This is a genomic window from Photobacterium marinum (genome assembly GCF_000331515.1).
Classification (GTDB): domain Bacteria; phylum Pseudomonadota; class Gammaproteobacteria; order Enterobacterales; family Vibrionaceae; genus Photobacterium; species Photobacterium marinum.
In genome coordinates this window covers 42097-58716 of sequence record NZ_AMZO01000033.1, presented here as the reverse complement: position 1 = coordinate 58716, position 16620 = coordinate 42097, and the positions used below count along the sequence as shown (strand labels likewise).

12 protein-coding genes are annotated in these 16620 nt (G+C 51.7%); 8 read left to right on the top strand and 4 right to left on the bottom strand.

The window, feature by feature from the left end; translation table 11 throughout:
* Nucleotides 1–181 precede the first annotated feature (181 nt).
* A complete protein-coding gene (locus tag C942_RS19300) occupies nt 182–1432 on the top strand; it encodes a malic enzyme-like NAD(P)-binding protein (protein WP_007469329.1) in 1251 nt (416 codons plus the stop codon).
* Between the two features lie 82 nt (nt 1433–1514).
* Here C942_RS19300 and metJ read toward each other — a convergent pair whose 3' ends face one another.
* Nucleotides 1515–1832, bottom strand: a complete 318-nt coding sequence (gene metJ, locus C942_RS19295) for a met regulon transcriptional regulator MetJ (RefSeq protein WP_007469326.1) — start codon at nt 1830–1832, stop codon at nt 1515–1517.
* Between the two features lie 183 nt (nt 1833–2015).
* Between metJ and C942_RS19290 the strand changes: the two genes are divergently transcribed.
* From C942_RS19290 to metF, 3 genes are all read left to right on the top strand, one after another.
* A complete protein-coding gene (locus tag C942_RS19290; protein ID WP_007469324.1) occupies nt 2016–3185 on the top strand; it encodes an O-succinylhomoserine (thiol)-lyase in 1170 nt (389 codons plus the stop codon).
* A complete protein-coding gene (locus C942_RS19285) occupies nt 3182–5602 on the top strand; it encodes a bifunctional aspartate kinase/homoserine dehydrogenase II (RefSeq protein WP_007469322.1) in 2421 nt (806 codons plus the stop codon). The genes C942_RS19290 and C942_RS19285 overlap by 4 nt, the downstream gene beginning before the upstream one ends.
* Before the next feature lie 304 nt (nt 5603–5906).
* Nucleotides 5907–6806, top strand: coding sequence for a methylenetetrahydrofolate reductase (metF, locus tag C942_RS19280; RefSeq protein WP_007469319.1), 900 nt, complete (start codon nt 5907–5909; stop codon nt 6804–6806).
* 77 nt (nt 6807–6883) lie between these two features.
* On the opposite strand, the gene C942_RS19275 is transcribed toward metF, so the two are convergent.
* Both C942_RS19275 and ppc read right to left on the bottom strand, forming a co-directional pair.
* Nucleotides 6884–7453 (bottom strand): PadR family transcriptional regulator, encoded by a 570-nt coding sequence (locus C942_RS19275; protein WP_007469317.1) that lies wholly within the window; start codon nt 7451–7453, stop codon nt 6884–6886.
* Nucleotides 7454–7915: 462 nt separating this feature from the next.
* Nucleotides 7916–10546 (bottom strand): phosphoenolpyruvate carboxylase, encoded by a 2631-nt coding sequence (ppc, locus tag C942_RS19270; RefSeq protein WP_007469315.1) that lies wholly within the window; start codon nt 10544–10546, stop codon nt 7916–7918.
* 602 nt (nt 10547–11148) lie between these two features.
* On the opposite strand from ppc, the gene argC reads away from it, so the two are divergent.
* From argC to argH, 4 genes are all read left to right on the top strand, one after another.
* Complete coding sequence (gene argC / locus C942_RS19265) at nt 11149–12162, top strand: N-acetyl-gamma-glutamyl-phosphate reductase (protein WP_007469313.1); 1014 nt, start codon at nt 11149–11151, stop codon at nt 12160–12162.
* An 11-nt stretch (nt 12163–12173) separates the two neighbouring features.
* Nucleotides 12174–12953 carry an acetylglutamate kinase gene (gene argB / locus C942_RS19260; protein ID WP_007469311.1) on the top strand — a complete coding sequence of 260 codons (780 nt, stop codon included), beginning with the start codon at nt 12174–12176 and terminating at the stop codon, nt 12951–12953.
* A gap of 126 nt (nt 12954–13079) precedes the next feature.
* Nucleotides 13080–14294, top strand: coding sequence for an argininosuccinate synthase (locus C942_RS19255; protein WP_007469309.1), 1215 nt, complete (start codon nt 13080–13082; stop codon nt 14292–14294).
* Nucleotides 14295–14338: 44 nt separating this feature from the next.
* Nucleotides 14339–16216, top strand: coding sequence for an argininosuccinate lyase (gene argH / locus C942_RS19250; RefSeq protein WP_007469307.1), 1878 nt, complete (start codon nt 14339–14341; stop codon nt 16214–16216).
* A 124-nt stretch (nt 16217–16340) separates the two neighbouring features.
* Here argH and C942_RS19245 read toward each other — a convergent pair whose 3' ends face one another.
* Nucleotides 16341–16604 carry a DUF3624 domain-containing protein gene (locus tag C942_RS19245; RefSeq protein ID WP_007469305.1) on the bottom strand — a complete coding sequence of 88 codons (264 nt, stop codon included), beginning with the start codon at nt 16602–16604 and terminating at the stop codon, nt 16341–16343.
* Nucleotides 16605–16620 lie beyond the last annotated feature (16 nt).

Below are 16620 nucleotides of genomic sequence, written 5' to 3'. Positions count from 1 at the left end.
AAGTAGCACGAAAACTACCCATTTTCTTGTCGTGATATCAAAAATATGTAATACCTGAGTCGGCGGGTTGGGATTATTGGCTCGACCAGCTGAGCCTCGCTATGATTTTGTATCACTATAGAATATGATCTAGCTCTCATTACCGAACTGAACATCATTTTCATTCAGGATCAGGAACACTATGTCAGAAGATTTTCGCCAACAGGCACTTCACTATCACGCTTACCCGGTACCAGGCAAAATTGCCGTTGAATTGACTAAACCGGCAAACACGGTTGAAGACCTTGCATTGGCATACAGCCCGGGTGTGGCTGAACCAGTCCGTGAGATCGCACAAAACGCCGAGAACGTTTACAAGTACACTGGTAAAGGCAACATGGTTGCAGTAATTACCAACGGTACGGCTATCCTTGGCCTGGGTAACCTTGGTCCGCTGGCGTCTAAGCCGGTAATGGAAGGTAAGTCACTGCTGTTTAAGCGTTTTGCTGGTCTTGATTCAATTGATATCGAAGTGAAGCACCGTACTATCGACGAGTTTGTTGATACGGTTGCGAACATCGCTGATACCTTCGGTGGTATTAACCTGGAAGATATTAAGGCACCGGATTGTTTTGAAATTGAAAAGCGCCTGATTGAACGTTGTCAGGTACCGGTTTTCCATGATGATCAGCACGGTACTGCTATTGTAACTGCGGCTGGAATGCTGAATGCGCTGGAACTGCAGGGCAAAGAGATTAGCGAAGCTGTGATTGTCTGCTTGGGTGCTGGTGCGGCTGCTGTGGCGTGTATGGAGCTGCTTATTAAGTGTGGTGCCCAGCGCGAGAAAATCTACATGCTTGACCGTAAAGGTGTTATCCATACTCGTCGCGATGATATCAACGAATACAAGCAGCTGTTTGCTAACAACACTGACAAGCGCACGCTGGAAGATGTGATTGAAGGTGCTGATATCTTTGTTGGTGTATCTGGTCCGAACCTGCTGGCTCCTGAATCGCTGAAGCTGATGGCTGACAAGCCGGTTGTATTTGCATGTTCAAACCCTGATCCTGAAATCAAACCTGAGCTGGCGCACGAAGTGCGTGATGATCTGATCATGGGTACCGGTCGTTCAGACTACCCGAACCAGGTGAATAACGTTATCTGCTTCCCGTTCATTTTCCGTGGTGCGCTGGATGTTCGTGCCAGCCAGATCAACGATGAAATGAAACTGGCGGCGGTGAATGCTATCCGCGAATTGGCAAAAGAGCCGGTACCGGCGGAAGTGGTTGCAGCGGCTGGTGCTGACAAACTTGAGTTTGGTTCTCAGTACATCATTCCTAAGCCAATGGATCCGCGCCTGCTTCCTCGCGTTGCTAAAGCGGTTGCTCAGGCTGCTGTTGACTCAGGTGTTGCGCAGATTGCAATGCCGGCGGGTTACATGGAAAACATCTAATATTGTTGTCGATAAGACTTCGGATATGAAAAAACCAGCCATCGGGCTGGTTTTTTTGTTCTTGTGGTTAGGAAGACGCCGCTTATTCGTTGATGTCTTCTGGCTTGATGCCCATCTCTTCCATTTTCGTTTTGGCTTCAGCCGGCAGGTCATCCGGACGATCTTTACGGATGTCCTCATCAGTCGGTAATGGTTGGCCAGTGTAGGCATGCAGGAAGGCTTCACACAGCAATTCACTGTTTGTTGCGTGACGCAAGTTATTGATCTGACGGCGTGTACGTTCATCAGTCAGGATTTTCAGAACCTTCAATGGAATCGAAACAGTGATTTTCTTTACTTGTTCGTTTTTCTTACCGTGTTCCGCATATGGGCTAATGTATTCGCCATTCCACTCTGCCATTTTCTACCTTCTCAGCGATGTTGGACTTGTTAAAAGAATATATGGGGGAATTTTAGCGGGATTTACCGCCATAAGCAAAGACATATAGACGTCTAGAAGTGTTGACGTCTTAAATTATTCTGGCTAATGTTGTTGCTTAAAAGTTAGTCAAGGCAAGGCCAGTCTCAGACAAGGAAAGTAACTATGAGTGACAAGAAGCCAGCGACCGTTGCCGTACGCGCCGGGATCTGTACTGATACCCAGTTTAATGCGGTGGTTCCACCGATATATCTCACTTCAACCTACAGCTTCCCACAAATGGGGGAAGTTCCTCAATACGATTATTCCCGCTCAGGCAACCCAACCCGAAATATGCTGGCAGAAGCGTTATCTGAGTTGGAGGGCGGTGCCGGCGGTATTGTTACCAATTGTGGCACATCTGCCATCAATTTGCTGGTATCGGCTTTGCTCGGCCCGGATGATTTAATTGTTGCCCCGCATGACTGCTATGGCGGGACGTACCGTTTGTTTGATTCCCGGGCACGGAAAGGGGACTTTAATGTGACCTTTGTTGATCAGGGGGATCCTGAAGCGCTCAGCGCCGCGCTGGCCAGAAATCCTAAGTTGGTGTGGGTCGAAACTCCGTCTAATCCGTTATTGAGGGTGATTGATGTAGCGGCACTTTGTGAGAAGGTCAAAAAGGTGGGGGCTCTGGTCGCGGTAGATAACACTTTCCTGTCGCCCATCTTGCAGCAGCCGATTGCTCTCGGGGCTGATTTCGTCGTTCATTCCACCACCAAATATATCAATGGTCATTCCGATGTCGTCGGCGGTGTGCTGATTGCCAAAGAGGCTGAACAGGCCGAGGAGCTGGCTTGGTGGGCGAATTGTATCGGAGCGACCGGGGCGGCGTTTGATGCTTACCTGACCCTGCGCGGGCTACGGACTCTGGCTCCGAGGATGAAGACGCATGAAGAAAACAGTGCCCGGATTCTGGCGTACCTGCAAACCCAGCCGTTGGTGGGACAGATTTACCATCCAAGCCTGACAGAACATCCCGGTCACGAGATTGCATTAAAACAGCAGCATGGCTTTGGCTCGATGCTGAGTTTTGAGCTGGACGGGAGCGAGCAACAGCTGGCGGAATTTGTTAAGACGCTGAAGTTTTTCTCGCTGGCTGAGTCGCTGGGCGGAACTGAAAGTCTGATTGCCCATCCGGCCAGTATGACCCACAGGGCAATGTCAGATGAAGCTCAGGCAGAAGCCGGGATCAAACCATCATTACTGCGCCTTTCGGTCGGTCTTGAAGATCCTGATGATCTGATTGCCGATCTGGATCAGGCATTTACTAAAGCGGCGGAGGTAAAAGGATGAGCCAGCCAGTACAACGACAGCTACATAAATTTGGTGGCAGCAGCCTTGTCGATCCTGAGTGTTACCGTCGGGTCGCCGCAATTTTGCAGGAATACTCCGGCAGTGATGATCTGATTGTCGTCTCGGCTGCCGGTAAGACAACTAACCAATTGATCGCCTGGACTGAGCTGCTGGGGAAAGACGGCCGTCACGCCCATGAGGTGTTGCAGGAGATCCGTCAGTACCAGCAAGGTCTGATTGAGGCATTGCTCAGTGGCTGTGTCGCCGATGAGCTGGCAACCCAACTGCATCTTGAGTTGGCCCAGCTGGCATCTCTGACGGATTCTGATTTAACAGCAGCTGTGGTGGCAGATGTACTGGGTCATGGTGAGCTTTGGTCGGCCCGGTTGTTGTCGGCGGTACTGGAAGTGCAGTCCATGCCTGCTGTCTGGCTCGATTCTAGAATGTTTTTGCGGGCGGAATGTGCCACCCAGCCGGAAGTGGATCGTGCCGCCTCCTGGCCGTTGTTGAAAACTCAGTTGGCTCAGCACAGCCTGCACAGGATCGTTATCACCGGTTTTATGGCCCGTAACCAGGCCGGGGAAACCGTACTCTTGGGCCGTAACGGCTCGGACTATTCGGCGACCGTTATCGGTGCGCTGGCGGAAGTGGGCTGGGTGACTATCTGGAGTGATGTGGCCGGGGTGTACAGTGCCGATCCGCGTAAAGTCGGGGATGCCTGCCTGTTGCCGCTGCTGCGACTCGATGAAGCGAACGAGTTAGCCCGGCTGGCAGCTCCGGTGCTTCACAGTCGGACTTTGCAGCCGGTGGCACAGAGTGCCATTGATCTGACTCTGCGTTGTAGTTTGCAGCCGGAATCCGGCTCGACCCGGGTAGAACGGGTGCTGGCTTCAGGTCGGGGAGCCAAAATTATCACTTCACTGGATGATGTCTGCCTGATTGAACTTGATGTTGCCCGTTCCCATGATTTTGAGGTCATTCTGACCGAACTGGGCCGCACGTTAGAGCGCGCTCAGCTTCAGCCATTGGCACTCAGTGCTGAGTCGGATCAGGGGCGGATACGTTTGGCCTATACCGCAGAAGTTGTCAACGGTGTGCTTGCCGTGTTGCAGGATGCTGGTGTCGCGGCAGAGTTGCGTCTGCGTGACGGATTTACCCTTGTCGCAGCCGTTGGTGCCGGAGTGGTGAACAATGCGGTGCATTGCTATGGTTTTTATCAGCAATTGAAAACTCAGCCGGTGGAGTTTGTCACAGAATCAGATTCCGGGTTGAGCCTGGTGGCGGTTCTTCGTAAGGCTGATACTGATGCCTTGGTCGGGCAAATCCACCAGGGCTTGTTCCAGGCTCAGAAACGTATCGGTCTGGTATTGTGTGGTAAGGGGAATATCGGCAGCCGCTGGCTTGAATTGTTTGAGCGAGAGAAGTCGGCGCTGGAGAAACGTCATGGCAAGAGCTTTACCCTGGTCGGGGTAGCAGACAGCAATCGTCACTGGATTGATTTTGACGGACTGGAGCCGTCGCGGGCACTGACTGCGTTTGATGATGAGGCTACCGAGTATGGAGAAGGTGAATTGCTGCAGATGCTGGCAACTCATCCCTACGATGATTTAGTGGTGCTGGATGTGACGGCCAGTGCCCAGTTGGCGGCAAAATATCCGCAAATTGCCGAAAGCGGGTTGCATCTGATTTCGGCCAATAAGGTGGCTGGTTCGGCTCCGGGGACACAATTTCGTGCGGTACAGGACGCCTTTGCCAAAAGCAGCCGTCACTGGCTCTACAATGCCACTGTGGGTGCCGGGTTGCCGGTCAACCATACAGTTCGGGACTTACAGGAGAGTGGCGATGAGATTATCGCTTTGTCCGGGATTTTCTCCGGTACTCTTTCCTGGCTGTTCCAGCAATATGATGGTTCAGCGCCGTTTTCTTATTTGGTGGAGCAAGCCTGGCAGCAGGGACTGACCGAGCCGGATCCGCGGCGGGATTTAGATGGTAGTGATGTGATGCGCAAGCTGGTGATTTTAGCTCGGGAATCTGGCTTGGACCTGGAGCCGGAACAGATCAGGGTTGAATCCCTGGTGCCGGACGAGCTGGAAGCATTGAGTCTGGATGCCTTTTTTGAACAGACCGGAGAGCTTGATGCCATGCTGGGTGAGCGATTGGCTAAGGCACAAAAGGAAGGCAAGGTATTGCGCTATATTGCCCGGTTGGATCGTAAGGGGAAAGCTGCGGTTGGTGTGGAAGCGTTGCCTAAAGAGCATGCACTGGCGAATTTGCTGCCGTGTGACAATATCTTTGCCATTGAAAGCGGCTGGTATCGTGATAATCCGCTGGTGATCCGTGGTCCCGGTGCTGGCAGGGATGTTACTGCCGGCGCATTGCTTTCGGATATTAATCGGCTGGCGGCTTTGCTTCAGTAACTTAAATTGGTTGATGATCGCTCTGAATACAAAGAAGCTAGAATCAATATCTGTCTTGTTTTTCTCAGTTGGAACTTTGTTCTTATTTGCAATAAAAAGCCCGCATCTTGCGGGCTTTTGCTTATTTCGTGTCGGTTTACTATGTTGAAGATTATGCAATTTGAACTTGAGAAATATTCATGATCACTTTGTTGACTTCAAATTGGTTACAATACATCCTGTAGACATATAGACGTCTAAATGGTTATTCAAGGCGTTACGATTCAGGGAGCAGGCCAGGGGCCAGAACAGGAAGGAAGAGACTATGGGGTATTCTCACGCAAGCCATATTGATGTGCTGAACCAGAACCTTGCTGATATCAACGGTGATATCAATGTTTCATTTGAATTTTTTCCGCCAAGTAGTGAGGCGATGGAAAAAACGCTATGGAACTCGATTCACCGCCTGAAAACTCTACAGCCTAAGTTTGTATCGGTAACCTACGGGGCGAACTCGGGAGAGCGTGACCGTACTCACTCCATTATCAAAGATATCAAAGAGCAGACCGGGCTGGTGGCTGCGCCGCATCTGACTTGTATCGATGCTACCCGTGATGAATTGCGTGCGATTGCCCGCGATTACTGGAATAACGGTATTCGCGATATTGTAGCCCTGCGCGGCGATTTGCCGGAAAAAGGCGTGAAGCCGGATATGTATGCCGTCGACCTGGTGGAGTTGCTGCGTAAAGAAGCCGACTTTGATATCTCCGTTGCGGCTTACCCTGAAGTGCACCCTGAAGCCAAAAGTGCCCAGGCCGACCTTATCAACCTGAAGCGTAAAGTCGATGCCGGTGCCTGCCGAGCAATAACCCAGTTCTTTTTTGATATTGAAAGCTACCTGCGTTTTCGTGACCGTTGTGTGGCAACCGGGATTGATGTGGAAATCGTACCGGGGATTCTACCTGTGTCCAATATGAAGCAGGCCAAGCGCTTTGCTTTAGCCAATAATGTAAAAATTCCAGGCTGGCTGGAAAAGCAGTATGAAGGGCTGGATGATGATTTGCTGAGCCGCCAGATGGTCGGTGCCAGCAATGCAATTGATATGGTTCGGGTGCTGAGTCGTGAAGGGGTGAAGGATTTCCACTTCTATACATTGAACCGTGCTGAGCTGACTTACGCTATCTGTCATACGCTAGGCGTTCGGGCCCAGGCAGAAGCTCAGTAAGGACAGAGCCTAGAAACAAGATATTAAAAAAGCCGCTGACTCAGCGGCTTTTTACTTTATATAGATGCGACAGGCAATTAGCCGTTCAGGGCAACCTTGCTGTCTGCGCTATCCATGTCTTTCAGTTCAGCCAGCACTTCTTCAGCCCAGTCGATCCACGCCTGGCGGTTGTGGATACCGCGACGCAGTGTCAGACGGTCAAGGCGTGCCTGGCGGTCCATGTTTTTGTAATCGGCGAAATGAACTTTTTCCAGCTCGTGGTAGTGGTTCATCAGGGTGTGTGACTCTTCAATAAGCCCTTCAAGCTGCTGCTGCATTGGCTCAGAGTTGTAAACACCGCAAACCAGCAGTTTAGCTGAGAACTCATCACGGATGGTTGGATTACGAGCAGGCTCCTGGAACCACTCGAACAGCGCCTGACGGCCAAGATCTGTGATTGAGTATACTTTACGGTCAGGTTTGCCTTCCTGAGGCTCCAGCTTACAGGTTACCTGGTTGTTGGTAGCCATCTTGTTCAGCTCACGGTAAACCTGCTGGTGGCTGGCTTTCCAGAAGTAGCCGATACTGTGGGAAAATTCTTTTGTTATATCGTAACCGGTTGCATCGCGATTGCTCAGCACGGTCAAAATGACGTGTGGTAGTGACATCTCTTCTATCCGTTAAAATACTACAAATATAAAAAAACAATCAGACGGACGTTACCCTTTCGCTCTTATGGCGTTTGTTATAATCGTCTTGTTGCAGTGCCTGATCGAGATCACGTAGCATACACTTCAATGTGATCTTTATCGACACCAATAAGTGATAATAATCATTTTGGACAACGGTCAATTGTTCATCTTGTGATGTTAGTCTATATCTCAATGCTTACGGCGCACTGCAATATCGCGAGATTCACTTTGATTCACAGTGCTTGTAACCAATTTAGACTATGCGACTAGTTACATTTCGTCTCAATATTGAGCCGGAGGCAAAATAATTACTGTTATGCCTCTTGATGTGTATTTGTGTTGTCCAAACGGTGTAATTTACCGTAAATAATACTAAAAAGGCCACCCGAACAACGGGTGGCCTTCTTTATATACCCCGAAAGTATTAGTTGTCAGCGGTTAGCCGGTGTTGCGCATACCGGTAGCAATACCGGCAATGCTGACCATCAGAGCCTCTTCCAGCATCGGAGAAGGTTGCTCCTGCTGGCGGGTACGGTACAGCAGCTCGGCCTGAAGCATGTTCAGTGGCTCAACGTAGATGCTACGCAGGCGAATGGATTCCGCGCCCCATGGATCCTGCTCCATCAGGTGGTCGCTGTTTTCTACATTCAGGACTGCTTTGATGTCTTTTTGCAGCTGATCGCGTAATTGCTGACCCAGCGGCCACAGTGACTTGTCAGTCAGGCGCTGGTCATAGTACTGCGCGATACCGATGTTGGTCTTGGTGTAAACCATCTCCAGCATACCCAGGCGGGTAGAGAAGAACGGCCATTCCCGGCACATTTCTTCCAGCTGTTTGGCGTGGCCTTTATCGACGGAATACTGGATAGCTTCGCCGGCACCCAGCCATGCTGGCAGCAGCAGGCGGTTCTGGCTCCAGGCGAAAATCCACGGGATAGCACGCAGGCTTTCTACACCACCTTTCGGATTACGTTTAGCCGGACGCGAACCCAGCGGCAGTTTGCCCAGTTCAAGTTCAGGTGTTGCCGCACGGAAGTAAGGAACAAATTCTTCGTTGCCGCGTACCACGTTGCGGTAGGCCTCGCAGGAAACCTCAGATAGTACATCCATCAGTTCACGCCAGCTCTGCTTCGGTGCCGGTGGCGGTAGCAGGTTGGCTTCCAGGATGGCGCTGGCATACAGGTTCAGGCTGTTGACTGCCACTTCCGGCAGGCCAAGCTTGAATCGGATCATCTCACCTTGCTCCGTTACGCGCATACCGCCTTTGAGGCTGCGTGGCGGCTGAGAGAGCAGGGCGGCATGAGCCGGTGCACCACCACGGCCGATAGAGCCGCCGCGACCGTGGAACAGGGTCAGTTTTACGCCAGCTTCTTCACAGACATCAACCAGGGATTCCATTGCGGCGTATTGTGCCCAGCCTGCGGCCATGACACCGGCGTCTTTGGCGGAGTCAGAGTAGCCGATCATCACCATCTGGAAGTTCTGGATGAAACCGCGATACCAGTCGATGTTCATCAGTTGGCGAATTACCGACTCGGCATTGTTAAGGTCTTCCAGGGTTTCAAACAGCGGGCAGACATCCATGCGGAAGGTACAGCCGGCTTCCTTAAGTAGCAGGTGGACGGCTAGCACATCCGAAGCGGTACGGGCCATGGAGATAACATAAGCACCCAGGGCCTCGCGTGGTTGCTCGGCAATCGCCTGGCAGGTTTCGATAACTTCTTTGACTTCCGGTGACGGTTCCCAGTCGCGTGGCAACAGCGGGCGTTTGGAGGCCAGCTCGCGAACCAGGAAGGCAACTTTATCTTGCTCGCTCCAGTGGTCATAGTCACCCAGACCAAGGTATCGGGTCATCTCGGAAATAGCATCTGAGTGACGGGTGCTTTCCTGACGGATATCCAGGCGTACCAGGTGGATGCCGAAACATTTGATGCGGCGCAGTACGTCCAGCAGCAGGCCGTCAGCAATGATGCCCATACCTGACTCATGCAGTGACTGGTAACAGGCGTGGAGCGGGTTCCACAGTTGATCTTCGTGATCGATAATGCCGAAATTCGGTACCGCCAGTCCTTTGATTTTCGCATCCAGCACATCACGGGTATTGGTCAGCTTGGTGCGCAGATCTTTCAGAATGGCACGGTAAGGTTCGTGCTCGTGACCGGCCAGTTCGCGGACCTGAGCATTACACTCAACCATCGATAGCTCGCTGACCAGCTCCTGGATATCAGCCAAGTACAGGTCTGCCGCTTTCCAGCGTGACAGAAGCAGTACTTCTCGGGTGACATTAGACGTCACAAACGGGTTGCCGTCACGGTCACCGCCCATCCAGGATGAGAACTTAACCGGAGCAGCATCAATCGGCAGGCCTTCACCAAGGTGATCCGTCAGCTTTTCATCAAACTGACGCATGAATTCCGGTACAGCTTGCCACAATGAGTTTTCAACCACGGCATAACCCCATTTAGCTTCATCAAGCGGGGTCGGGCGTTGTTTACGGATCACGTCAGAATGCCAGGCCTGGGCAATCAGCTGTTCCAGACGTTGTTCAGTGCGGTGGCGCTCACGGTTAGACAGTTCGCTCAGTTCCAGTTTGGACAGGCACTTATTGATTTGTACCAGCTTGTGGATCATGGTGCGACGGGCAATTTCCGTCGGGTGCGCTGTCAGAACCAGGTCGATTTTCAGATCACGGACAGCCTGGATTGAATCTAACTGGCTGATGTCGCTGTCTTTGAGTTTGCCAAACAGCGCATCGACTGCATCCGGTTTGCAGATATGCTCTTCACAGTGACGGGACACCGTGTGGTACTGCTCGGCAATATTGGTGAGGTTTAGGAACTGGCTGAAAGCACGAGCAACAGGTAGCAGCTGATCGTCAGGCAGGTTCTGCAGTTCATCAATCAGCTTCTGGCGATCATCCTGATTTCCTGCGCGGGCAGATTTAGATAGTTTGCGTATGGCTTCCACTTTTTCCAGCAGTGGTTCGCCATGCGCATCTTTGATGGTATTACCCAGCAGGTGGCCGAGCATACTGACATTGCTTCTTAACGCGCTGTACCTTTCGTTCATATCGCTTCCATCTCGTAATTTTGTTACATCCAATTCACTATATGTTAGTGACAATCTATCCGTGATCCCACTTTCAGGTCAACTTTGATTACATTTACCGATAAGAAATCGAATCTACATTGATTTTTGTCATGATATAAGAACCAAACTGTAACAAAGTTTCGTAAAAACGAGTCACCAAAGACACGAAAAGCCAGTGTCTACGCGCCTTTCCCCTGCTTTTTTCGCTTGTTACACCTTTCTCATTCCTTTCTTTGCTTACTCCGTTTAGCAACTTTTTTCACATTTGCTGTTGACAGGGTATAAAACAGACGGTAAACATAATAATGCACTCAGGGTGAATAGAAATTTAATTTTATTTTGCTCTCGAATGCGAAATGATACAGTCAGTCCAAAGCATAGATGAAAGACGGTAATTGTAGGAAGTCATTAACATGAACCAGGCGAGCATTCACAATCTGAATTCCCTCCGACGACGCTAAGTCTCATTCGCCTGGTGCCACTGTGCGCCCCATCTTCTGCTGCACCTGCAGCACATTCACAAACAGCAAGTTTTACCACTAACTCGCTAACAATTAGCAAATCACAAGACGGAACTAACTATGTTGAACACCCTGATTATCGGTGCCAGCGGTTACACCGGCGCAGAGCTGGCAAAAATGGTGCACCTGCATCCCCACCTTCATCTTGCCGGGCTGTATGTTTCGGCACAGAGCCTGGATGCCAATAAACCTATCAGTGAGCTGCATGGCCAGCTGAAAGGCATTATTGATCTGCCGCTTCAGCCACTGGTTGATGTGGCTGCGGTGGTCGAGAGTGCCGATATCGTGTTGCTCGCGACTGCCCATGAGGTTAGCCATGATCTGGCCCCGGCTTTTCTTGCCGCGGGTTGTCAGGTGTTTGATTTATCTGGGGCATTCCGGGTTCAAGGCGACAGTTTTTACAGTGATTACTACGGCTTTGAGCATCAGCATACCCACTGGCTTGAGCAGGCGGTTTACGGGCTGGCTGAGTGGAACAGCGATGCGATCAAGAATGCTCAGTTGGTTGCGGTGCCCGGCTGTTATCCGACAGCTTCACAGTTGGCACTGAAGCCACTGCTGGAAGCCGGACTTATCGACAAGGCGCAGTGGCCGGTGATCAACGCGGTCAGCGGGGTATCCGGCGCCGGGCGTAAAGCCACACTGACCAACAGCTTCTGCGAAGTCAGCCTGCAGGCCTACGGGATTTTTAATCACAGGCACCAGCCAGAGATAGCTTCTCACCTGGACTGTGAGGTGATCTTCACTCCCCATCTCGGCAACTTCAAACGCGGCATCCTGGCCACGATTACAGCCAAACTGTTGCCCGGTGTTGGTGAGGAGCAAGTCGCTGCCGCTATGGCCAAGGCCTATCAGCACCAGGATGAGCCAAATGCCGTCAGATTACTCGGCGGGCAGGCGGCAAGTATCCAAAATGTTGTTAATACTTGCTTTTGCGATATTGGCTGGCTACTACAAGATCAGCACATCATTTTAACATCAGCGATTGATAACTTACTGAAAGGTGCATCGTCGCAAGCGATACAGTGCATAAATATTCGAAATGAATTCCCGGCGCTGACGGCGTTGGTTTAGGAGATAACACCATGAGTCAGGTTCCTTTGGTTATTAAGTTAGGTGGTGCTGTGCTGTCGTGCACTGACACGCTTGAGAAGCTTTTCAGCGCGATTGGCGAGTATCAGGTCAAGGCCCAGCGTCCATTGCTGCTGGTTCACGGCGGCGGTTCCCTGGTTGATGAGCTGATGACACAGCTGCAGTTTGAGACTGTAAAAAAAGAAGGGCTCAGAGTAACACCGAAAGAGCAGATCCCTTTGGTTGCCGGGGCGCTGGCTGGGACGGCAAATAAGGTTTTGCAGGGGCAGGCGATCAAATCCGGTGTTGCAGCGGTTGGCCTTAGCCTGGCTGACGGCGGTCTGTGTCAGGTTTCTGAGCTGGATCCGGAGCTGGGCGCGGTGGGTAAGGCAACGCCCGGAAACAGTGCCCTGGTCAGCCAGATCATGGCTGCGGGTTATTTGCCAATCATCAGTTCCATTGGCCTCGACAGTAACGGCGAGCTGATGAACGTCAATGCCGATCAGGCAGCGGTGGCTGTTGCGGCGACCCTGGATGCTGAGCTGGTGTTGCTGTCGGATGTCAGCGGGGTACTTGACGGTAAAGGACACCTGATTGCCAGCCTGACTGAGCAGGAAGCGGAAACGCTGATCACCCAGGCGGTGATTACCGACGGCATGGTAGTCAAGGTTCGTGCCGCGTTTGAGGCCGCCAAAGCCCTTGGCCGTCCTATTGAAGTGGCAACCTGGCGTTACCCGGACAAGCTGGCGAACCTGTTTGAAGGTCAGAGTATCGGTACCCGGTTTTCGGTTTGATTCTCAGTTTAAATTTTATCCGGCGGGCTGAATCGCGCTGCCGGAACCATAAAGATTAATTAACCATTTTTGCAATGAATTTCGCCTGTACGGGATGACCGTCGAAAAGGCAGTGAGGAGAGCATTATGAGCAAGGTAAGTAAAGTCGTATTGGCCTATTCCGGCGGTTTGGACACATCAGCCATCATTCCCTGGCTGAAGGAAAATTATGACTGTGAGGTAGTTGCCTTTGTTGCCGATGTCGGTCAGGGCGACGCTGAGCTGGAAGGCATTGAGGAGAAAGCGCTGGCATCAGGGGCATCTGCCTGTTACATCGCTGATCTGAAAGAAGAGATGGTAGCGGATTATATTTACCCGAGCCTTAAGACCGGTGCGGTTTATGAAGGTAAGTACCTGCTCGGTACCTCGATGGCTCGTCCTATCATCGCCAAGGCTCAGGTTGAGTGTGCACTGGAAGTGGGTGCCGATGCTCTGTGTCATGGCTGTACCGGTAAAGGGAACGATCAGGTGCGTTTTGAAAGTGCTTACGCAGCACTGGCTCCCCAGCTTACTGTCATTGCTCCGTGGCGTGAGTGGGATCTGCGCAGCCGTGAAGCTTTGCTGGATTACCTTGCTGAGCGTGATATTCCGTGTACGGCTTCACTGGAAAAAATCTACTCGCGTGATGCCAATGCCTGGCACATTTCAACAGAAGGCGGTGTACTGGAAGATACTTGGAACCAGCCGAACGAGCTGTGCTGGGTATGGACCAAAGATCCGGAACAGGCACCTGAAAAGCCGGAAACCGTATCGCTTATTGTGGAAAAAGGCGAAGTGGTTGCCGTCGACGGTGAAGTCATGTCTCCGTTCAATGCCCTGACTTACTTGAATGAGAAAGGTGCAGAACACGGTGTCGGCCGTATCGATATTGTTGAGAACCGTCTGGTCGGTATGAAATCCCGTGGTTGTTACGAAACCCCGGGTGGCACCATCATGATGGAAGCGTTGCGTGCGGTTGAACAGCTGGTGCTTGATAAAGAATCTTACGAGTTCCGTCAGAGCATTGGCCTGAAAGCCTCACACCTGATTTATGACGGTCGCTGGTTCACACCGCTGTGTAAGTCTTTGCTGGCTGCGGCCGATGAGCTTGCTCAGGATGTGAGCGGTGAAGTTGTAGTGAAACTGTATAAAGGTCAAGTTACTGTGGTTCAGAAACGCTCGCTCAACAGCCTGTATTCGGAAGAGTTTGCGACCTTCGGTGAAGATGAGGTTTATGACCACAGCCACGCAGAAGGATTTATCCGCCTGTACTCGCTAGCCAGTCGTATTCGTGCGTTAAACGAACAGAAGAAAAAGCAATAAAACACTAATGAGCAAGTTGAGTAGCGAAGTATAGGAGAAGTGCCATGGCATTATGGGGCGGACGATTCAGTCAGGCAGCTGACACCCGGTTTAAGCAGTTCAACGATTCCCTGCGTTTTGATTACCGCCTGGCGGAGCAAGACATCGTTGGTTCTATTGCCTGGTCAAAGGCATTGCGTCAGGTTGGTGTCCTGACGGAGGAGGAGCAGCAGAAGCTGGAGCTGGCACTGAATGAGCTCAAGCTGGCGGTAATGGAAGACCCGCAGCAAATTCTCCAGTCCGATGCCGAGGATATCCACAGTTGGGTTGAACAGCAGCTGATCAGCAAAGTCGGGGATCTGGGTAAGAAGCTGCATACCGGTCGTTCCCGTAACGATCAGGTGGCGACTGACCTGAAATTATGGTGCCGCCAGCAGGGCCAGCAGCTATTGCTGATGCTGGATAAACTGCAAAACCAGTTGGTAACGGTAGCCCGAGATCATCAGGGAACGGTACTGCCGGGTTATACCCATTTGCAGCGTGCCCAGCCGGTGACGTTTGCCCATTGGTGCCTGGCGTATGTTGAAATGTTCGAGCGTGACTACTCGCGCCTTCAGGATGCACTGCACCGTTTGGATACCTGTCCGCTCGGCTCCGGTGCGCTGGCCGGAACTGCGTACCCAATTGACCGGGAAATGCTGGCTCACAGCTTGGGTTTCCACCGTGCCACCCGTAACAGTCTGGATTCGGTTTCGGATCGGGATCATGTGATGGAGCTGTTGTCGACGGCTTCAATTTCGATGCTGCACCTGTCACGGATGGCAGAAGATCTGATCTTCTACAACTCCGGTGAGTCGAATTTCATCGAACTGGCCGATACCGTGACATCTGGCTCATCACTGATGCCGCAGAAGAAAAACCCGGATGCGCTGGAGTTGATCCGAGGTAAATGTGGCCGGGTATACGGTGCCATGACCGGGATGATGATGACGGTTAAAGCTCTGCCTCTGGCATATAACAAAGATATGCAGGAAGACAAGGAAGGGCTGTTCGATGCTCTGGACAGCTGGAATGACTGCATGGAAATGGCGGCGCTGTGCTTTGACGGTATCAAGGTCAATAAGGACCGGACGCTGGAAGCGGCGATGCAGGGCTACTCGAATGCTACTGAACTGGCAGATTACCTGGTTGCCAAGGGGATACCGTTCCGTGAAGCACACCATATTGTAGGTGTTGCTGTGGTGGCAGCCATTGATAAAGGCTGCGCGTTGGAAGAGTTGTCTCTTGAGGAGATGAAGGCGTTTTCGCCGGTAATTGATGAGGATGTTTATGCCATCCTGACGATTGATTCCTGTCTTGAGAAACGTTGTGCCTTGGGTGGTGTTGCTCCGAATCAGGTCGATTATGCGATTGGCCAGGCGGAGAAGCGGCTGGAGAAACGGTACTCTCCGGGTGTTAAGGTGCGTGGTGCCCGTTTGACGGATCTTGATGCAATTGAAGGCATGGTGGCTTACTGGGCCGGATTGGGCGAGAACCTACCTCGGATGCGTAATGAACTGGTGCGTGATATCGGCTCGTTTGCCGTTGCTGAACACCATGGCACTGTGACTGGCTGTGCATCGCTTTATGTTTATGATTCCGGCCTGGCCGAAATCCGCTCGCTGGGGGTCGAGGCCGGCTGGCAGCATCAGGGGCAGGGCAAGGCGATTGTCGATCACCTGATTGAAAAAGCGGATCAGATGGCGATCAAAACAGTCTTTGTGCTGACCCGTGTTCCGGAATTCTTTATGAAGCAGGGCTTCACGCCGACATCAAAGTCGCTGTTGCCGGAGAAAGTAATGAAAGACTGTGAGCGCTGCCCGCGTCAGCATGCTTGTGATGAAGTGGCGCTGGAAGTGCGACTGGATCAGGAACAGCAAATTCGTGTCGTGAATGTAGCCTGACGGAGCTGGCGCAATCTGAACGTTGCAACAAAGTTGAACAATATCAGGCCGGTGACTCGCAGACGCGGGGCATCGGCTTTTTTCATCATTAAGCAATTGAAAGTGAGATGATGTGAAGGGCTGCTTATGGCGCAGTTTGCTGCTGGCGGTTTTTTTTCTTCATCCTGAGTGCAAGAGCAACGACGAAGTGGGCTAACAGTAACAGGCTGAAGCAGGAGGCAGCAAAGAGCAAAGTAATGGACTCAACCACTTTCGGGGTGGGTAAATAGAAGTAGAACCAGGCTCCCCAGCTACACAGGCTCAGCACTGTCAGCTGGATCATGCACTGACGGCAGCGGCCGAGTTTTTGTCTGATCAGGTTGGTTGCTTTGCAGTTGCGACAGCCCATTGCGGTTCCTTGTTGC

Excerpts from the sequence above, each read along its gene's own strand:
- metJ (WP_007469326.1), bottom strand. The coding sequence starts at position 1,832 with ATGGCAGAGTGGAATGGCGAATACATTAGCCCATATGCGGAACACGGT.
- C942_RS19275 (WP_007469317.1), bottom strand. The coding sequence starts at position 7,453 with ATGTCACTACCACACGTCATTTTGACCGTGCTGAGCAATCGCGATGCA.
- C942_RS19255 (WP_007469309.1), top strand. The coding sequence starts at position 13,080 with ATGAGCAAGGTAAGTAAAGTCGTATTGGCCTATTCCGGCGGTTTGGAC.
- C942_RS19285 (WP_007469322.1), top strand. The coding sequence starts at position 3,182 with ATGAGCCAGCCAGTACAACGACAGCTACATAAATTTGGTGGCAGCAGC.
- argC (WP_007469313.1), top strand. The coding sequence starts at position 11,149 with ATGTTGAACACCCTGATTATCGGTGCCAGCGGTTACACCGGCGCAGAG.
- ppc (WP_007469315.1), bottom strand. The coding sequence starts at position 10,546 with ATGAACGAAAGGTACAGCGCGTTAAGAAGCAATGTCAGTATGCTCGGC.
- argH (WP_007469307.1), top strand. The coding sequence starts at position 14,339 with ATGGCATTATGGGGCGGACGATTCAGTCAGGCAGCTGACACCCGGTTT.
- C942_RS19290 (WP_007469324.1), top strand. The coding sequence starts at position 2,016 with ATGAGTGACAAGAAGCCAGCGACCGTTGCCGTACGCGCCGGGATCTGT.
- metF (WP_007469319.1), top strand. The coding sequence starts at position 5,907 with ATGGGGTATTCTCACGCAAGCCATATTGATGTGCTGAACCAGAACCTT.
- argB (WP_007469311.1), top strand. The coding sequence starts at position 12,174 with ATGAGTCAGGTTCCTTTGGTTATTAAGTTAGGTGGTGCTGTGCTGTCG.
- C942_RS19300 (WP_007469329.1), top strand. The coding sequence starts at position 182 with ATGTCAGAAGATTTTCGCCAACAGGCACTTCACTATCACGCTTACCCG.
- C942_RS19245 (WP_007469305.1), bottom strand. The coding sequence starts at position 16,604 with ATGGGCTGTCGCAACTGCAAAGCAACCAACCTGATCAGACAAAAACTC.